At 71.9% G+C, this 15937-nt stretch carries 20 protein-coding genes and 1 tRNA gene; 4 read left to right on the forward strand and 17 right to left on the reverse strand.

Going from position 1 to position 15937, the window contains the following annotated elements:
- Position 1: 1 nt before the first annotated feature.
- Positions 2-352: an STAS domain-containing protein gene (locus HCJ93_RS18000; protein WP_309141436.1), complete on the reverse strand. Its 351-nt coding sequence runs from the start codon at positions 350-352 to the stop codon at positions 2-4.
- A gap of 191 nt (positions 353-543) precedes the next feature.
- Between HCJ93_RS18000 and HCJ93_RS18005 the strand changes: the two genes are divergently transcribed.
- Positions 544-1236, forward strand: a complete 693-nt coding sequence (locus HCJ93_RS18005) for a GAF and ANTAR domain-containing protein (protein WP_240967681.1) — start codon at positions 544-546, stop codon at positions 1234-1236.
- On the opposite strand, the gene HCJ93_RS18010 is transcribed toward HCJ93_RS18005, so the two are convergent.
- The 3 genes from HCJ93_RS18010 to HCJ93_RS18020 form a co-directional block, all read right to left on the reverse strand.
- On the reverse strand, positions 1219-2040 hold the full coding sequence (locus HCJ93_RS18010; protein WP_167996759.1) for a YceI family protein: 822 nt from the start codon (positions 2038-2040) through the stop codon (positions 1219-1221). The genes HCJ93_RS18005 and HCJ93_RS18010 overlap by 18 nt on opposite strands.
- A 107-nt stretch (positions 2041-2147) precedes the next feature.
- Positions 2148-4559, reverse strand: a complete 2412-nt coding sequence (locus HCJ93_RS18015) for an MFS transporter (RefSeq protein ID WP_507202075.1) — start codon at positions 4557-4559, stop codon at positions 2148-2150.
- An 88-nt stretch (positions 4560-4647) separates the two neighbouring features.
- Complete coding sequence (locus HCJ93_RS18020) at positions 4648-5136, reverse strand: MarR family winged helix-turn-helix transcriptional regulator (protein WP_206317595.1); 489 nt, start codon at positions 5134-5136, stop codon at positions 4648-4650.
- A gap of 268 nt (positions 5137-5404) precedes the next feature.
- On the opposite strand from HCJ93_RS18020, the gene HCJ93_RS18025 reads away from it, so the two are divergent.
- On the forward strand, positions 5405-5599 hold the full coding sequence (locus tag HCJ93_RS18025; RefSeq protein WP_167996762.1) for a hypothetical protein: 195 nt from the start codon (positions 5405-5407) through the stop codon (positions 5597-5599).
- Between the two features lie 92 nt (positions 5600-5691).
- On the opposite strand, the gene HCJ93_RS18030 is transcribed toward HCJ93_RS18025, so the two are convergent.
- The 8 genes from HCJ93_RS18030 to HCJ93_RS18065 form a co-directional block, all read right to left on the reverse strand.
- Entirely contained in the window at positions 5692-6615 is a 924-nt protein-coding gene (locus HCJ93_RS18030; protein WP_167996763.1) for an RNA polymerase sigma factor SigF, read from the reverse strand.
- 394 nt (positions 6616-7009) lie between these two features.
- Positions 7010-7843, reverse strand: coding sequence for an RNA polymerase sigma factor SigF (locus tag HCJ93_RS18035; protein ID WP_167996852.1), 834 nt, complete (start codon positions 7841-7843; stop codon positions 7010-7012).
- Between the two features lie 243 nt (positions 7844-8086).
- Entirely contained in the window at positions 8087-8380 is a 294-nt protein-coding gene (locus HCJ93_RS18040; RefSeq protein ID WP_167996764.1) for a Dabb family protein, read from the reverse strand.
- Positions 8380-8556 (reverse strand): hypothetical protein, encoded by a 177-nt coding sequence (locus HCJ93_RS18045; RefSeq protein ID WP_167996765.1) that lies wholly within the window; start codon positions 8554-8556, stop codon positions 8380-8382. Before HCJ93_RS18045 ends, HCJ93_RS18040 begins: the two co-directional genes overlap by 1 nt.
- A 109-nt stretch (positions 8557-8665) precedes the next feature.
- Positions 8666-8750: transfer RNA gene (locus HCJ93_RS18050), tRNA-Ser, on the reverse strand.
- A gap of 102 nt (positions 8751-8852) precedes the next feature.
- On the reverse strand, positions 8853-9359 hold the full coding sequence (tadA, locus tag HCJ93_RS18055; RefSeq protein ID WP_167996766.1) for a tRNA adenosine(34) deaminase TadA: 507 nt from the start codon (positions 9357-9359) through the stop codon (positions 8853-8855).
- A 2-nt stretch (positions 9360-9361) separates the two neighbouring features.
- The gene (locus HCJ93_RS18060; RefSeq protein WP_167996853.1) at positions 9362-9886 is read right to left on the reverse strand and encodes a tRNA adenosine deaminase-associated protein; all 525 of its coding nucleotides are present in this window, start codon (positions 9884-9886) and stop codon (positions 9362-9364) included.
- 340 nt (positions 9887-10226) lie between these two features.
- On the reverse strand, positions 10227-10439 hold the full coding sequence (locus tag HCJ93_RS18065) for a hypothetical protein (RefSeq protein WP_167996767.1): 213 nt from the start codon (positions 10437-10439) through the stop codon (positions 10227-10229).
- A gap of 138 nt (positions 10440-10577) precedes the next feature.
- Between HCJ93_RS18065 and upp the strand changes: the two genes are divergently transcribed.
- On the forward strand, positions 10578-11213 hold the full coding sequence (upp, locus tag HCJ93_RS18070; protein ID WP_167996768.1) for a uracil phosphoribosyltransferase: 636 nt from the start codon (positions 10578-10580) through the stop codon (positions 11211-11213).
- Positions 11214-11350: 137 nt separating this feature from the next.
- Here upp and HCJ93_RS18075 read toward each other — a convergent pair whose 3' ends face one another.
- Both HCJ93_RS18075 and HCJ93_RS18080 read right to left on the reverse strand, forming a co-directional pair.
- Entirely contained in the window at positions 11351-11959 is a 609-nt protein-coding gene (locus tag HCJ93_RS18075) for a LytR C-terminal domain-containing protein (RefSeq protein WP_167996854.1), read from the reverse strand.
- Positions 11960-12087: 128 nt separating this feature from the next.
- Complete coding sequence (locus HCJ93_RS18080) at positions 12088-12384, reverse strand: type II toxin-antitoxin system VapB family antitoxin (RefSeq protein WP_167996769.1); 297 nt, start codon at positions 12382-12384, stop codon at positions 12088-12090.
- Positions 12385-12489: 105 nt separating this feature from the next.
- On the opposite strand from HCJ93_RS18080, the gene HCJ93_RS18085 reads away from it, so the two are divergent.
- Positions 12490-14190, forward strand: a complete 1701-nt coding sequence (locus HCJ93_RS18085) for a helicase HerA-like domain-containing protein (RefSeq protein ID WP_167996770.1) — start codon at positions 12490-12492, stop codon at positions 14188-14190.
- Positions 14191-14282: 92 nt separating this feature from the next.
- Here HCJ93_RS18085 and HCJ93_RS18090 read toward each other — a convergent pair whose 3' ends face one another.
- The 3 genes from HCJ93_RS18090 to HCJ93_RS18100 form a co-directional block, all read right to left on the reverse strand.
- The gene (locus tag HCJ93_RS18090) at positions 14283-14465 is read right to left on the reverse strand and encodes a hypothetical protein (RefSeq protein ID WP_167996771.1); all 183 of its coding nucleotides are present in this window, start codon (positions 14463-14465) and stop codon (positions 14283-14285) included.
- 81 nt (positions 14466-14546) lie between these two features.
- Positions 14547-14912, reverse strand: a complete 366-nt coding sequence (locus tag HCJ93_RS18095) for a hypothetical protein (RefSeq protein ID WP_167996772.1) — start codon at positions 14910-14912, stop codon at positions 14547-14549.
- A gap of 425 nt (positions 14913-15337) precedes the next feature.
- Positions 15338-15934 carry an HhH-GPD-type base excision DNA repair protein gene (locus HCJ93_RS18100; protein WP_167996773.1) on the reverse strand — a complete coding sequence of 199 codons (597 nt, stop codon included), beginning with the start codon at positions 15932-15934 and terminating at the stop codon, positions 15338-15340.
- Positions 15935-15937 lie beyond the last annotated feature (3 nt).

Raw genomic sequence — 15937 nt, forward strand, 5'->3', positions numbered from 1 at the left:
GCTAGGCCGCCTCCGCCTCCGGCACCCAGGCCCGCAGCGCGTCCCCCGCGTCGTCGTACACGGGTACGTCCCGGCGCAGCCGGGTCAGATCCAGGACCCGGCCCGCGGTGCTGTCCGGGCGGACCACCACACGGACCCGGGTGTCCGGATGCAGCGACCTGCTGACGTCGCCGACGAGCCGCACGCCCTGGGAGTCCATGAAGCCGGTCCCGGAGAAGTCGAGGACCAGAACCCGGAGCCGGCCGGGCGCCCAGCGGACCGCGCTCAGCACGAGCGCCAGCACCTCGGAGGCATTGCCGAAGTCGATCTCGGGGGGAAGCGGCAGCAGCAGGCGGCCGGGGGGATCGTGCACAGCACGGAGTCGGGGCTGGACGGACACGGTACTCACCTGGCAGACATTCGTCCGGATACCGGCAAGGCCGTTCCTCACCCGTTCCGTCCATTGCACCACGCCCGTGCCCCATGGGGAAGCGCCTGCCCGGTGACCCACCTCATGGGCGGCACGCCGTCCCGCGGGACGTCCGTACGGTCATGACTGCCGGGATGTCCGAGACTCTGGACCGGGCGATGGTCCGCAGCAACGGGCTCGGCACGCTGCTGCGCGATCTGACCGACCGTGCCGTGCGGGAGGCGCCCGGCGCCGTGGCGAGCAGCAGCACGGTGCGCCGGGCGGACCGCCTGCTGACCCTCGCCGGCAGCAGCGGACCGCCGAGCGGCCCGGACCTGTACCGCTACGAGTACGGCGCGGGCCCGTGCGCGGCCGCCGCGGAGACCGGCGCCGAGCGGTGCGTCCCCGATCTGGCCGCGGACGACCGCTGGCCACGGTTCGCCCGCATCGCGCTGGCCGCCGGGGTGTGCGGCGTGCCGGCCGTCCCGCTGCGGCCGGCCGAGGGCGAGCCGGGCGCGGCCCTCAGCCTCTACGGCGAGCGGGCCGGTTCGCCCGCCGAGAGCCGCTCGGCGGCGCAGGTCTTCGCCGCCCGGGCCGCGGACGCGATCGACACGGTGCTGCGCGTCGAACGCCTGGGGCAGACCGCGGCCGATGTGCGCACCGCGCTGCTCTCCCGCAGCGTGATCGACCAGGCGATCGGGATGCTCTTGGCCCATGAGCGGATCGCTCCGGACCGGGCCCTGGAGCGGCTGCACCGCGCCTCACAGAACCGGAACATCAAACTCCGCGATCTCTGCGGCCTGTTGGTGGCGCGCACGGCCGAGGGCGCCTCAAGCGGCCGGCAGTGACTCCCCCTGCACCACCTGGATGTCCAGCTCCACCTTGAGCGTGGTCCCGATGGCCGCGACGCCCGCCTGGAGGATCTGGTTGTAGTTCATCGCGAAGTCCTCCCTGCGCAGCTCGGCCGTGGCGTGGAAGGCCGCCCGGGTGCCGCCCCACGGGTCCTCGCCGGTGCCCAGACAGGCCAGGTCCAGGTCGACCGGCCGCACGACCCCGCGCATCGCCAGCTCGCCGTGGACCGTCCAGCGGTCGGGCCCGGCCTCGGTGAGCCCGGTCGACCGGTAGGTGATCTCCGGATACCGCTCCACGTCGAGGAAGTCGGCGGACCGCAGATGCGTGTCGCGCAGGTCGTTGCCGGTGTCGATGGACGCCGCCGCGATCACCGCCTCCACCCGCGACGTGGTGATGTCGTCCGGGGCGATCTCCACGCTCCCGGTGAACTCGGTGAACCGGCCGCGCACGCTGGAGATGCCCAGATGCCGGGCGACCGCGGCCACGCTCGAGTGTGCCGGGTCGATGGTCCACGGCCCCGGCGGAGGCAGCTCGGTCCCGCCCCGCCGGGCCAGGGTCACCGTGCCGACCTCGGCCCGCCCGCTCGCGGTGACCAGGGCGCTCGCGGCGGCGGGCGCGTAGCCGACCGCCGTGACGATCACCGTGTAGGCGCCCGGAGCCAGCGGTGTCGCGTCCCGCACCGCTCCCTCGGCGTCCGCCTCGGCCCGCAGCACCTGCGCGCCGGTCCTGTCGGTCACCGTGACGACCGCGTGCGACACGGCCCATCCGTCCCGCGTACGGATCCTCGCGGTCAGTCCCATCCCGTTTCTCCCTGCAGAAACACGCACATGAGTCGAGGACGGCCCGCGGCCGGCGGTGCACCCGGAGCCCTCCGGGCACGCCCCGCCCGCCGCGGGCCGGAATCCGGCTACTCGCCGGGGTGGGCGAGTTCGATGTCGTGGCCGTCGACGCCCTGCCCGGCGACCGTGAGGGCCGTCGCCACGGGCGGGTAGCCGGTCGCGATCACGGTGTACTCGCCGGCGTCCAGGTCGGTGAAGGCGTACGCCCCGTCCGGGCCGGTGGTCGCCGTGCCGACGACGTTGCCCGCCCCGTCGACGAGCGTCACGCGGGCGTCGGCCAGCGGACCGTGCGGCGCCCGCACGACCCCCTGGACGCGGGCCCCCGCCTCCAGGCCGACCTCGACCCGGGTGACCCCGGCACCGCCCACCTCCACGGGCAGCGCGCGAGGCCGGAAGCCCTCGGCGCTGACCGCCACCGTCACCGTGCCCGGCACCAGTTCGGCCAGCGAGAACTCGCCCTGCTCACCCGTGGTGGCGGTGGCCATCAGGTCCCCGCGCACATCGGTCACCACGACCATCGCGTCCTTCACCGGCACCCCGCCGTCCGCGGCGCGCACCACGCCGGCCAGGCCGCTGGTGCCGCTGAGCAGCACGTCGTAGGAGACCGTCTCGTCGTTCACCACCACGGTGGAGGCCTGCGGCTGGTAGCCGTCGGCCGAGGCGATCAGCACGTACGAGCCCGCGCCGGGCGCGTCCACCGCGTAGGACCCGTCGTCCTGCGCGACCGACCGGCCCAGCTGCCGGCCGCCCAGCGAGATCAGCGTCACCGCGGCCCCCGCCACGGCCGCGCCGCCGTCCCCGCGCACCACACCGCGCACGGGCACACCGGATGCGGAGTTCCCCGCCTCGTCACTCGCCGGAGCGGCCGCGGCCGGCTGCTCCGGAGCCTCGACGGGGCCGGCCCCCGCCACAGCAGGAACCGCTTCCTGCTCCTTTTCCTTCTCCTTCTCCTTCGCCTCCTCGGCGGCCTGCGCCAGCGCGCCCGAGGTCTTCAGCGGGACCTCCTTGATGAACAGGGTCACCAGGAAGGCGAGGAAGGCGACCGGCGCGACGTACAGGAAGATGTCGGCGATGCCGTGCCCGTAGGCGCTCTCCAGCCACTCGCGGATGCCGGGCGGCAGCAGGTCCATGTCCGGGATCGAGCCCCCGCCGGACACCTGGGCGGCGGCTGCCTGCTCCTTCGGGCTCAGCTGCCCGATGGTGTCCTCGGCGTAGTGGCTGATCCGGGTGGCCATCACGGAGCCCAGCACCGAGACGCCCACCGCACCGCCGAGCGACCGGAAGAAGGTCACCACGGAGGAGGCGGCGCCCAGGTCGGTCGGGGCCACCTGGTTCTGGGTGCACAGCACCAGGTTCTGCATCATCATGCCGACGCCGAGACCCAGCAGAGCCATGAAGACCGCGATGTGCCAGTACGGGGTGTCGTAGCGCATGGTGCTCAGCAGGCCCAGGCCCGCGGTCAGCAGCACGCCGCCCGCCAGCAGCCAGGACTTCCACCGGCCGGTCTTGGTGATGATCAGGCCGGAGACCGTGGACGAGACGAACAGGCCGCCGATCATCGGGATGGTCATGACGCCGGACATGGTCGGCGACTTGCCCCGGGCCAGCTGGAAGTACTGGCTGAAGTAGACGGTGCCCGCGAACATCGCGATGCCGACGAACAGGGAGGCCAGCGAGGCCAGCGTGATGGTGCGGTTGCGGAACAGGCGCAGCGGAATGATCGGCTCGCTCGCCCTGGTCTCCACCACCAGGAAGATCAGCGCCAGCAGCACCGAACCACCGACCATGACCCCGGTCTGCCAGGACAGCCACGCGTACTTGTCGTCGGCGAAGGTCACCCAGATCAGCAGCAGGCAGACCGCGGCGGTGATGAAGAAGGCACCGGCCCAGTCGACCTTCACCTCGCGCCTGACCAGCGGCAGCTTCAGCGTCTTCTGCAGCACGAGCAGCGCTGTCACGGCGAACGGTACACCGACGTACAGGCACCAGCGCCAGCCCAGCCAGCTGGTGTCGGTGATGACACCGCCGAGCAGCGGGCCGCCGACGGTGGCGACGGCGAAGGTCGCGCCGAGGTAGCCGGAGTAACGGCCGCGCTCCCGCGGGGAGATCATCGCGGCCATGATGATCTGCGCCAGGGCGGCCAGACCGCCGGCGCCGAGCCCCTGGATGACACGGGCACCGATCAGCATGCCCGGGTTCTGCGCCAGGCCGGCCACCACGGAGCCGATCACGAAGATGATCAGGGCTATCTGGACCAGCGCCTTCTTGCTGACCAGGTCGGCCATCTTGCCCCACAGCGGGGTGGTCGCCGTCATCGCGAGGAGCGAGGAGGTGACCACCCAGGTGTAGGCGCTCTGGCCGCCGCCGAGGTCGGAGACGATCTCCGGCAGGGCGTTGGTGACGATGGTGGAGGACAGGATCGCGGCGAACATGCCGAGCAGCAGGCCGGACAGAGCCTCCATGATCTGCCGGTGCGTCATCGGAGCAGTGCTGTCGGAGGAGCCTCCCCCGTGCTTGGCATGAGCCCGCACACCGGATGGTGTGGTCGTTGCCATGGGCTTCCTTCTCTTATGTGCGTGCGGAGGTACGAGTGGTCTGAGTGGCGGGAGATGCTGCGCGGCAGTCGCCGAAGCTGTCCCTGAGGCGGCCCATCAGATGGGCGAGCCGGCCGATGTCGTCGTCGGACCAGTCGGCGAGGCGTTCGGCGAGCAGCTGGGTGGTGCGGCGGAACATCTCGTCGAGCTGGGCCTGGCCGGCGGGGGTGAGGTGCAGGATGCGGGAGCGTTTGTCCGCGGGGTCCGGGAAGCGTTCGATCCAGCCGCGTTCGGCGACGTGGGCGACGTGGCGGCTGGTGACGGACATGTCTACGGCGAGGAGCTCGGCGAGCCTGCTGATGCGCATGTCGCCGTGGCGGCTGAGCAGGGTCAGGACGGCCGCGGAGCCGCTCTGGCAGTCGGCCGGCATGATGCGGCGCAGCTCACGCTTCACGGCTCCGAAGGCGCTGAACTGACGGACCAGCTCTTCGTAGGGCGCCTGATCGGGCACGGCACCTCCCATTCGTTGCTTAGAGCAACCATAGATATTGATGGTTGCCGCAGGCAAATAAAACGGGGCTCCGTGGCCTCAAAACTTGGCAAAGGCAACTATTGGCGGCAGTAAAGGGGGCGCCGCCCGATCCCCTGTAGGGGTGCCGCCCGCTCCCTCGCCCCGTCCCGGCACCCGGAGCGGGTGCTCACCACGGCCACGTGAACCCCACGCAGCCGCACCGGACCTGCACAGCACCCCGCTTGGGCCCCCGGCCCGGGATTCGCTAGGGTCTCGGGGCATGGCTGACACCCACAACCCGCAGGGCAACCACGACCCGGCCGGCAGCACTCAGATGTTCCGCGCGTTCGTCGACGAGGCCTCCCAGGGCGGCCGGTCCAACGCCTCCGGCGGCGGCTCCCGCATCGGCCTGATCATCGGTGTCGTGGTGGCCGTGGCCGTCCTCGCGGCCGTCGCCTGGCTCGCGTTCAAGTAGGCCGAGGCGCACAGATCCGGCGCGTCGCGCGACACACGGCGGCCGCCGATGCGCTCGGTGAGCGCCCCGGCGGCCGGCTCCGCGTCAGTCGGTCAGTCGGAGATCAGACCTTCCCGCAACTGCGCCAGCGTCCGCGTCAGCAGCCGTGAGACGTGCATCTGCGAGATGCCGACCTCCTCACCGATCTGCGATTGCGTCATGTTCGCGAAGAACCGCAGCATGATGATCCGCCGCTCCCGCGGCGGCAGCTTCGCCAGCAGCGGCTTCAGCGACTCCCGGTACTCCACGCCCTCCAGGGCCGCGTCCTCGTAGCCCAGCCGGTCCGCCAGCGAGCCCTCGCCGCCGTCGTCCTCCGGGGCCGGCGAGTCCAGCGACGACGCCGTGTACGCGTTGCCGACGGCCAGCCCGTCGACGACGTCCTCCTCCGACACCCCGAGCACGGCCGCCAGTTCCGGCACCGTCGGCGACCGGTCCAGCTTCTGCGACAGCTCGTCACTCGCCTTGGTCAGCGCCAGCCGCAACTCCTGCAGCCGCCGCGGCACCCGCACCGACCAGGACGTGTCCCGGAAGAACCGCTTGATCTCGCCGACCACCGTCGGCATCGCGAACGTGGGGAACTCCACGCCCCGTTCGCAGTCGAACCGGTCGATCGCCTTGATCAGCCCGATCGTGCCGACCTGGACGATGTCCTCCATCGGCTCGTTGCGCGAGCGGAACCGCGCCGCCGCGTACCGCACGAGCGGCAGGTTCAGCTCGATCAGGGTGTCCCGGACGTACGCCCGCTCCGGGCTGTCCTCGTCCAGCGCGGCGAGCCGCAGGAACAGGGAGCGGGACAGAGTACGGGTGTCGAGAGCCTCGGTGGCCGACAGCTCCGCGGCAGGCTCGGCGTCCAGAGCCGTGCCTTCGTCGACGGGCGGGAGGACGGGCGGGACGGGGCCGAGTGCATCGAGAGCATCGGGCGCTGTCTCGCTCTCCGCGAGCGTGAGCACCTTCGAGCTGCCCTGGTCTGCGGACATGCCACCCCCTTTGGGTCGCGGGACGGTCGCGGCGAGCGCTCCCGTCCGAGGAACGCAGCCTTCACCTGAATACCGGCGCCGAGGCTCCGGCAAACGCGTCTCCGGCAGAATGTCACATGTCGGCAACGCGCTGTAGTGACATGTCGACATCCGAGATGCGAATCCGCCCTGGAAACAGGCGGTCTGACGGCGTTTCGGCCAAAAAGTAAGCACAGTTCCGCGGGTGGGCGATTCGCTCTTCGAGGTGATCCGTCGATCACCTGTCCGCCCGCGCACGGGCCCGGGTTCACGACCTTACGCGACCGCGACCGAGGCCCCGCTCCCGTCCGGCCGACTCGTCCGTCCGGCCGTCTCGCCTCGCGGCCCTCCCGGCCGTCTCGTCCGTCCGGCAGGGCTACGCATCGATCCTGTTCGCCGACCGCAGCCGCTGGAAACTCCGCGCCAGCAGGCGCGACACATGCATCTGCGAGACCCCGAGCTCCGCGCTGATCTGGGACTGCGTCAGATTGCTGTAGTACCGCAGCAGCAGAATCCGCTGCTCCCGCTCGGGCAGTTGCACCAGCAGATGCCGTACGAGGTCGCGGTGCTCCACACCGTCCAGCGCCGGGTCCTCGTAGCCGAGCCGGTCCAGCAGCCCGGGCAGCCCGTCGCCCTCCTGCGCAGCCTCCAGCGAGGTCGCGTGGTAGGAGCGCCCCGCCTCGATGCAGGAGAGCACCTCCTCCTCGCTGATGCGCAGCCGCTCGGCGATCTCGGCCGTCGTCGGGGTGCGCCCGAACGCGGTGGTCAAGTCCTCCGTCGCGCTGTTGACCTGCACCCACAGCTCGTGCAGCCGGCGCGGCACGTGCACGGTGCGCACATTGTCGCGGAAGTACCGCTTGATCTCGCCGACCACCGTCGGCATCGCGAAGGTCGGGAACTGCACGCCCCGGTCGGGGTCGAAGCGGTCGATGGCGTTGATGAGTCCGATGGTGCCGACCTGGACCACGTCCTCCATCGGCTCGTTGCGCGAGCGGAACCGTGCCGCGGCGTAGCGCACCAGCGGAAGATTGGCCTCGATGAGCGCCGCGCGTACGCGGGCGTGCTCCGGGGTGCCCGGTTCGAGCTCCTTGAGCTGGGCGAAGAGGACCTGGGTCAGTGCCCGTGTGTCGGCGCCCCGGCGCTTGGCGGGGACGGGTGCGGCTGCGGGAACCTCGTCCTGGGGCGGCGCAGTACTGGCCGACACGGTCAACGCCACCTCTTATCCGTCAACTCATCCGTCAAAAGCGGTCATAGCATCACAAGACAGGCTAACCGTGTGCAAGCACCGCATATTTCGTGTTGAGGGAGAAGGGGGGCGTCGCAGAAAGCATCACCAGCATGCGAAAACCCTCCGCCGTGACGACGGAGGGCACGAGGCGAACGGGTGAACCTGCCCTGTCGAGTACCCGATCGCAACGCGATCAGGGCTCGCTCGGAGCTCGGCCGGAGCTGGTCAGAACTCGTAGTCCGCGATCACCCAGGTGGAGAACTCCCGCCAGAGCGCCACCCCGGCCTGATGATCGGGGTGCTCCACATAGCGGCGCAGCGCGTCCGTGTCGTCGAACGCGGAGTTGATGGCGAAGTCGTAGGCGATGGGGCGGTCGCTGATGTTCCAGGCGCACTCCCAGAACCGGATCTCGGGGATCTTGCCCTCCAGAGAGCGGAAGGCCTCCACGCCCTTCACGACCCGGGGGTCGTCCCGCTCGACGCCCTCGTCGAGCTTGAAGAGCACGAGGTGGCGGATCATCACTTACCTCCGTTGGCCAGCCAGGTCATGAAGTCGCCGAGGGCCTTCGCGGCTTCCGAGATGCCCTCGAAGCCTATCTGGACGTAGTCCGCCGCCTTCTCCGGATCGGTGATGATCACATACAGCACGAAGACCGCGACCAGGTACACGGCGAGCTTCTTAGAGTTCACCGCCATCGCGGCCCTCCCCTGTCACAGTCGTCACGGTGATGCGCTGGTGTCACACGCCCGAACGGGCCCCATGATCGCACGAAGGGCCCCGTCCGACGACGGGGCCCTTCACAAGCGGTAGCGGAGGGATTTGAACCCTCGGTGACTTGCGCCACACTCGCTTTCGAGGCGAGCTCCTTCGGCCGCTCGGACACGCTACCGAGGGAGACCTTACAGCACAGTGCGGCGTGGTCCGAAATCGATATGCGTACGCACACCGGCGGGAAGCCGGCCGGCGCCTCACGGCCCCCGGGAGGGCCTCCTCACCGCCCCCGGGAAGAACCCTCACCGCCCCGGAAGAACTCCGTGAGCGGCCGGGCGCACTCCTCGGCGAGCACGCCCTCGATCACCTCGGGCCGGTGGTTGAGCCGCCGGTCGCGGACCAGGTCCCAGAGGGAGCCGACCGCGCCGGCCTTCTCGTCCCGGGCGCCGTAGACCACCCGGTCCACCCGGGCCTGCTGGATCGCGCCCGCGCACATGGTGCACGGCTCCAGCGTGACCACCAGGGTGCAGCCGGCCAGCCGCCACTCGCCGAGTGCGGCTGCGGCCCGCCGCAGCGCGAGCACCTCGGCGTGCGCCGTGGGGTCGTTGCCGGCCTCCCGCTCGTTGTGCGCGGAGGCCAGCACGGTGCTGCCGTCCGGGGCCAGCACCACGGCGCCCACGGGCACGTCCCCGCCGCTCACGGCGCGTTCGGCCTCGGCCAGGGCGAGCCGCATCGCGGGCCGCCAGGGGTCGCGTACCGGGTCCGGCGGCCCTGAGGTGTCCGTCATGATCAGCGGACGGTCTCCAGGACCTCCGAGGCGCCGAGCGCCTCGGCGATCGTGTTGACGGCGTCCTCGGTCAGCGTGGCCAGCTCCTTCTCGCTCACGCCCAGGTCCTCCAGGATCTGGGCGTCTCCGACCGGGCCGTGCGGTACGGACCCGGCGCCCGTGTCGGCGTCGTCGTCGGCGGGCTCGCCGTCCTCCGTTCCGTCGAGGTCGAGGGCGTCCAGGTCGGTGCCGTCGTCCCCGGGTTCACGGCCGAGCAGCTCGTCGGTGAGCAGAATCTCCCCGTAGCTGCTGCGGGACGCGGCTGCGGCGTCGGAGACGTAGATTCGAGGATCCTCGTCCTCGCCCTCCACGCGGACGACGCCGAACCAGCCGTCCTCCTGCTCGATCAGCACGAGCACCGTGTCCTCGTCGGGAGAGGCTTCCCGAGCCAGGTCGGCCAGATCGGACAGGGTCTCCACATCGTCGAGCTCTGTGTCGCTCGCTTCCCACCCGTCTTCGGTGCGCGCGAGCAGTGCGGCGAAGTACACCGTGACTCTCCCACTGGTCATAGGCGTGCCGGTTGGGGATCCTCCCGGCGGAGGTTGCGGGCGGCAAGTGCTCTTACGAGCCCACCCATTCGGAATCGTGGCAGAAACAAAGTCCCTGAGGGACGTCTTCGGCTCCCTGTGTCCGGCAGTTTTGATCGCATGTCGCGTCGCATGGTGTGTCGTGTGTGCCTGAGCGGGTCCGCGCGGGGCCCGCCGGCGCACGCGTTGTCGCCACATGCGGATCGTACGCGCGTGCCGTGTCCGCAGGGCCACTTCCGCCAACGCCCGTGTGTTCCCGTAGCTTCCCGGGACTTCCCGGAACTTTCCCCGGGGGACCGGGCTACCAGCGGAAGGTTCGCATCCGCATCGCGTGGCGCAGCCGGGCCGCCTTGGCGCGGCGCGGCTGGACGCGGTCGCGCAGGGCGCGCGCCTCGGCCAGCTCGCGCAGGAACAGTGCGCGCCGCCGGCGCCGCTCGTCCTCCGTCTCGGACACGCCGGGACCGCGGAGGGCCCCGGCGGACGGCGGATCGTCTCGGAAGTCCTGTTCAGGCATCGGCTCACCACCCCGGTCCGTTCCTCCCACCTTCCCCCCGACGGGCGGTTTGACGCCAGCGATCGGGTGACGGGCGGCCCGGCCCCGGTGCGGGCGGGCGGGGACGCCGGGGCAGCCGGGCCCGGCTACTGTGGGGGCATGCGTCTCCACGTCGTCGACCACCCCTTGGTCGCCCACAAGCTCACCACGCTGCGCGACCAGCGCACCGACTCCGCGACCTTCCGCCGTCTCGCCGACGAGCTGGTCACCCTGCTCGCCTATGAGGCGACGCGCGACGTGCGCACCGAGCAGGTGGACATCCAGACGCCGGTGGAGCGGACCACGGGCGTGAAGCTGTCCCACCCGCGGCCGCTGGTGGTGCCGATCCTGCGGGCCGGGCTCGGCATGCTGGACGGCATGGTCCGGCTGCTGCCGACCGCCGAGGTGGGCTTCCTCGGCATGATCCGCAACGAGGAGACGCTGCAGGCCTCCACGTATGCGACGCGGATGCCGGAGGATCTCTCCGGGCGTCAGGTGTATGTGCTGGACCCGATGCTGGCGACCGGGGGCACGCTGGTCGCGGCGATCCAGGAGCTGATCAAGCGCGGGGCGGACGATGTGACCGCCGTGGTGCTGCTGGCGGCGCCGGAGGGTGTGGAGGTCATGGAGCGGGAGCTGGCGGGGACGCCGGTGACGGTGGTGACGGCGGCGGTCGACCAGCGGCTCAACGAGCACGGGTACATCGTGCCGGGCCTCGGTGACGCCGGGGACCGCATGTACGGCGCGGCGGAGTAGCAGTCCCCGGGGGAGTCGTGCGCGGCGCGGCGGGGTACCGCCCGCGACCGCCCTCCCCGCTCTCGGACGCCGCCCGAGGGGCATGTCCTCGCCCCGGGGCGGCACGACCGCCCGCGGGCCACGAGCTCGCGAGCCGCTCAGCAGCCCTGCTTCGCCGTGGGGGTCGGGGAGGGCCGGGTGAGAGCGGTCAGGGCCTTGTCGGCGTCGGCCTTCTCGGCCAGGGCGCGGAACTTGTCGCCGATGATCAGATCGACCTCGGTGCCCTTGCGGGAGGCGTCGGTGCGGCGCTCGGCGCCGTCGACCTGGGTGGCGAGCACCTGCAGCGAGGTGTCACGGGCCGACGCGGGGCCGAGCAGCACCGCGGTGCCCTTGACCTTCTTGTCGTACTCCTTGGTCGCGTTGCCGATCTCGCCGATGACGAAGCCGCGCTTCTTCAGCTCGTCGGCGGTCTTCTTGGCCAGGCCGGAGCGGGTGGTGGCGTTGAGGACGTTGACCTTGAACGCGCCGGGCTCCGGCAGCGGGGCCGCGGTGGGCGTGGGGCCGGCCGCGGCGGCGCAGGCGGCCTTGGTGCCGGCGGCGCTCGCGGGATTGCCGCCTCCGGTGAAGACGTCGATGAGCTGGAGCGTGCCCCAGCCCGCGCCACCGAGCACGGCCGCACAGGCGATGGTGAGGACGACGAGCCTGCCCCGCCGGCGCCGTCGCATCCGCGGGTACTTGTCACCCGTGATCCGGTACTGGCCGCCCATGCCGGGGGGAGTCAGCATGCTCATGAGCGCAGCGTAGTGCGCTCCGGCGACTCTGCCTACTAGATGATCAATCGACTGGGTGCAGTCCGACCCGAAAGGGGCACTACGTCCCCCGGTGCCGGAGCGGCTCAGTCCAGTTCGAGCACGCGGGCGTGCAGCACCTGACGCTGCTGGAGCGCCGCGCGCACCGCGCGGTGCAGGCCGTCCTCCAGATACAGGTCGCCCTGCCACTTCACGACGTGTGCGAAGAGGTCGCCGTAGAAGGTCGAGTCCTCCGCGAGGAGGGTCTCGAGGTCGAGTTGTTGCTTTGTCGTCACCAGCTGATCGAGGCGGACCGGGCGCGGAGCCACGTCCGCCCACTGCCGGGTGCCCTCCCGGCCGTGGTCGGGGTACGGCCGGCCGTTTCCGATGCGCTTGAAGATCACACGGAAAGCCTACCGGTCGAGACGTTCCGGGCGCAGCCATGGCGACGCAGTGCGACGCTGAAAAAGACACCCGAAAGCCGGACGAAACGGGAACAGGTGCCCGAGATGAGCGAGCGCAAGACCATTCCGCAGGCCACCGCTCCCGAAGGGCCCGGCAGCGCCCCCGCCCTCCCCGAGGATGCCCTGAAGATCGCCGCCGGCTACGCCTTCGCCGGTCCCGCGCTGGACCTGGGCGCCCTTGTCTGGGACGGGCAGTGCCAGGCGGACGCGCAGATCAGGGTGCCGCTGTCGATGCTCAACCGGCACGGCCTGGTCGCGGGCGCCACCGGCACCGGCAAGACCAAGACGCTCCAGCTGATCGCCGAACAGCTCTCCGCGCAGGGTGTGCCCGTGTTCCTCGCGGACGTCAAGGGCGACCTGTCCGGCATCGCCAGGCCGGGCGAACCGGGGCCGCGGATCGAGGAACGCGCCCGTGACGTGCACCAGGAGTGGACCGCCACCGGCTTCCCCGCCGAGTTCTACGCCCTCGGCGGCATCGGCCCCGGCATCCCGGTGCGGGCCACCGTCACCAGCTTCGGGCCGCTGCTGCTGTCCAAGGTGCTGCAGCTCAACCAGACCCAGGAGCAGTCCCTCCAGCTGATCTTCCACTACGCCGACGGCAAGGGCCTCGAGCTGATCGACCTCAAGGACCTGCGGGCCGTCGTCGCCTTCCTGGCCTCGGACGAGGGCAAGCAGGAGCTGAAGTCCATCGGCGGTCTGTCCCCGGCGACCGCCGGGGTGATCCTGCGTTCCCTCACGGCCTTCGAGGCGGAGGGCGCCGCCTCCTTCTTCGGCGAGCCGGAGTTCGACACCGCCGAACTGCTGCGCACCACCGAGGACGGGCGGGGCGTCGTCTCGGTGCTGGAGCTGGCCGCCGTGCAGGACCGGCCGGTGCTGTTCTCCACCTTCCTGATGTGGCTGCTGGCGGACCTGTTCCACGATCTGCCCGAGGTCGGCGACATCGACCGGCCCAAGCTGGTCTTCTTCCTCGACGAGGCGCATCTGCTGTTCGACGACGCGTCCAGGGCGTTCCTGGACTCGATCACGCAGACGGTGCGGCTGATTCGCTCGAAAGGGGTCGGCGTGTTCTTCGTGACGCAGACCCCGAAGGACGTCCCGGCCGAGGTGCTCTCGCAGCTCGGCAACCGGGTGCAGCACGCGCTGCGCGCCTTCACCCCGGACGACCAGAAGGCGCTGAGGGCCACGGTGAAGACCTTCCCCGACTCCCCGTACGACCTGGAGGAGGTGCTCACCGGCCTCGGCATCGGGGAGGCCGCGGTGACCGTGCTCAGCGAGCGCGGCGCCCCGACCCCGGTGGCGGTGACCCGGCTGCGGGCGCCGCAGTCCCTGATGGGGCCGGTGCCGGCGGAGGAACTCGAGCGGGTGGTCCGGGAGTCGCCGGCGTACGAACGCTATGCACAGGCTGTGGACCGCGAGTCGGCGTACGAACGGCTCGCCGCGCGGCAGCAGGGGACGGGTGCGAAAGGGCCGGACGAGGTGCGCGAGGGAGGGGCGAAGGGCCCCGACGAGGTGCGTGCGGCCGGAGGGAAGGGCCCCGACGAGGTGCGCGGGGAGGCCGCCGGGGCGGGGAAGAGCGCCGGGCGGCGGGGTGCGCCGCGCGAGAAGCGGGAGGACGGCGGATCGCTGGTGGAGCAGGTCACGGGCAGCGGGGTGTTCACCTCGCTCGCCCGGTCGCTGGGCACGCAGATCGGGCGGGAGATCACCCGGTCCGTCTTCGGTACGGCGCGGCGGCGCCGGAGGCGTTAGCCGGTCTCGGGCCGGGCGGGTCCGGTAGCCGGCGTCACGTCCTGCGGCGGCGGAGGCGGTGTGGTCCGCCTCCGCCGCGTCATGTGTGCGCGTCAGCCGCGGCCCCGGCCGCGTTCGGGGGCGGTGCGCCGGCGTTCGGAGGCGTCCGCGGCCGGCGGAGCGGTCTTCCGCGCGGGCGCCTTCCTGCGGTCGGGCCGCGGGGGCAGGGGGGTGCCGTTGCGGGCTGCCTCGGCGCGCAGCAGGGCGCGCATGACGGCGTAGGGGTCTCGTAGCACGGGGTGTCTCCTGTTCCGGTGCGTTCCTCGTTCCGGTCGGTCGCTGTGCGCGAACCGGCGGGCGGGCGATGCCCGGTCCGGTCAGCAGCGCAGGACCACGGAGCGCAGGGCGTCCGGCGGGCGCGGGGGACGATGCGCCGGGGCCGGCCGGAGGAGGGTGAACGGAAGGCGGTGCGCGGCGAGGGGCGGGAAGGGCTCCGGGCGCGGGGCGGTGGGGTGCGGCCGGGCGGCTCGGGTGATGGGCCGCTGGGCGGTGTCCTGCGGGTCGAGTCCGGCGGAGGTGCTCTCCGAGCCGCCCGCGCAGCCGCCTCCGGCCACGGCCGGGACGGAGTCCGCCAGGGCCGGGTACGGGTGGGTGCCCTGCAGGAAGAGGGCGAGCAGGAGCACCAGTGACCGCAGCAGCAGGAGCGCGGGTCGGCGTCCGCCCGCCGGGGCCGGGCCGCTCATCCGGCCGGCGCCGGGACCCGGGCTCCGCGGGCCGGCCGGTGGCCACCGCGGACGCGGGCGGGGGCCAGGGGCCCGTCAGGTCCCCGCGAACGGTGCGGGCCGTGGGGACCTTGAGAGCCGGGCGAGCTGCGCGGGCCGTACGGGCCGTGCGGGTCGGTCGGCGCGTTCTGGTGCGGGTCGTGCGCGTCCGGCGGAGCGGGTGAGCCGGGGCTGCGCGGTCCACGCGGTGACGGCTCGTGCGGTCCGGGGCCGTGGCCGTCACGGGGGCCGCGCTCCGGATCCCAGGGAGAGCCGCTGGGGGGCTCGGTCATGCTTCCATCTGGGATCCGTGCGGTGCGGAAGGCCACCGGGGGGAGTCCATTGCGGTGGATTCCGGTTCGGCCTGTCTCCTGGTTCCCGGGGCGACGGTTCTCGGGGCGACGGGGCTATGACGTCTTCGCCGCCTTGGCGGCCTTGGCCGCGGCCTTCATCTCCTGCTTGTGGGCGCGCACCTTGGTCAGGGACTCGGGGCCGGTGATGTCGGCGACCGAGCGGTAGGCGCCGGGTTCGCCGTAGGCGCCGGCGGCCTCGCGCCAGCCCTCGGGCCGGACGCCGAGCTGCTTGCCGAGCAGGGCCAGGAAGATCTGGGCCTTCTGCTTGCCGAAGCCGGGCAGGTCCTGCAGCCGTCGGAGCAGTTCCGCGCCGCTGCCCACGTCCCGCCACACGGCCTCGGCGTCGCCGTCGTAGTGCTCGACGAGGTACCGGCACAGTTGCTGGATGCGGCCGGCCATCGAGCCGGGGTAGCGGTGCACCGCCGGCTTCTCGGCGAGCAGCGCCGCGAACGCCTCCGGGTCGTACGCGGCGATCTCGTGTGCGTCCAGGTCGTCGGCGCCCATCCGCCGGGCGATGGTCGCCGGGCCCTTGAACGCCCACTCCATCGGGATCTGCTGGTCCAGCAGCATGCCGGTCAGCGCGGCGAGCGGACTGCGGCCCAGCAGCGCGTCGGCCTCGGGGTCCTGGGCGAGGTGCAGAGTGACATCCATGCC

This window comes from Streptomyces composti, assembly GCF_012034205.1.
GTDB lineage: Bacteria > Actinomycetota > Actinomycetes > Streptomycetales > Streptomycetaceae > Streptomyces > Streptomyces composti.

Coding starts and splice junctions, on each gene's coding strand:
- HCJ93_RS18095 (WP_167996772.1), bottom strand. CDS start 14,912: ATGAGCGGCCCGGCCCCGGCGGGCGGACGCCGACCCGCGCTCCTGCTG.
- HCJ93_RS18010 (WP_167996759.1), bottom strand. CDS start 2,040: ATGGGACTGACCGCGAGGATCCGTACGCGGGACGGATGGGCCGTGTCG.
- HCJ93_RS18025 (WP_167996762.1), top strand. CDS start 5,405: ATGGCTGACACCCACAACCCGCAGGGCAACCACGACCCGGCCGGCAGC.
- HCJ93_RS18005 (WP_240967681.1), top strand. CDS start 544: ATGTCCGAGACTCTGGACCGGGCGATGGTCCGCAGCAACGGGCTCGGC.
- upp (WP_167996768.1), top strand. CDS start 10,578: ATGCGTCTCCACGTCGTCGACCACCCCTTGGTCGCCCACAAGCTCACC.
- HCJ93_RS18030 (WP_167996763.1), bottom strand. CDS start 6,615: ATGTCCGCAGACCAGGGCAGCTCGAAGGTGCTCACGCTCGCGGAGAGC.
- HCJ93_RS18065 (WP_167996767.1), bottom strand. CDS start 10,439: ATGCCTGAACAGGACTTCCGAGACGATCCGCCGTCCGCCGGGGCCCTC.
- HCJ93_RS18100 (WP_167996773.1), bottom strand. CDS start 15,934: ATGGATGTCACTCTGCACCTCGCCCAGGACCCCGAGGCCGACGCGCTG.
- HCJ93_RS18085 (WP_167996770.1), top strand. CDS start 12,490: ATGAGCGAGCGCAAGACCATTCCGCAGGCCACCGCTCCCGAAGGGCCC.
- HCJ93_RS18045 (WP_167996765.1), bottom strand. CDS start 8,556: ATGGCGGTGAACTCTAAGAAGCTCGCCGTGTACCTGGTCGCGGTCTTC.
- HCJ93_RS18020 (WP_206317595.1), bottom strand. CDS start 5,136: ATGGGAGGTGCCGTGCCCGATCAGGCGCCCTACGAAGAGCTGGTCCGT.
- HCJ93_RS18075 (WP_167996854.1), bottom strand. CDS start 11,959: ATGGGCGGCCAGTACCGGATCACGGGTGACAAGTACCCGCGGATGCGA.
- HCJ93_RS18040 (WP_167996764.1), bottom strand. CDS start 8,380: ATGATCCGCCACCTCGTGCTCTTCAAGCTCGACGAGGGCGTCGAGCGG.
- HCJ93_RS18015 (WP_507202075.1), bottom strand. CDS start 4,559: ATGACGCACCGGCAGATCATGGAGGCTCTGTCCGGCCTGCTGCTCGGC.
- tadA (WP_167996766.1), bottom strand. CDS start 9,359: ATGACGGACACCTCAGGGCCGCCGGACCCGGTACGCGACCCCTGGCGG.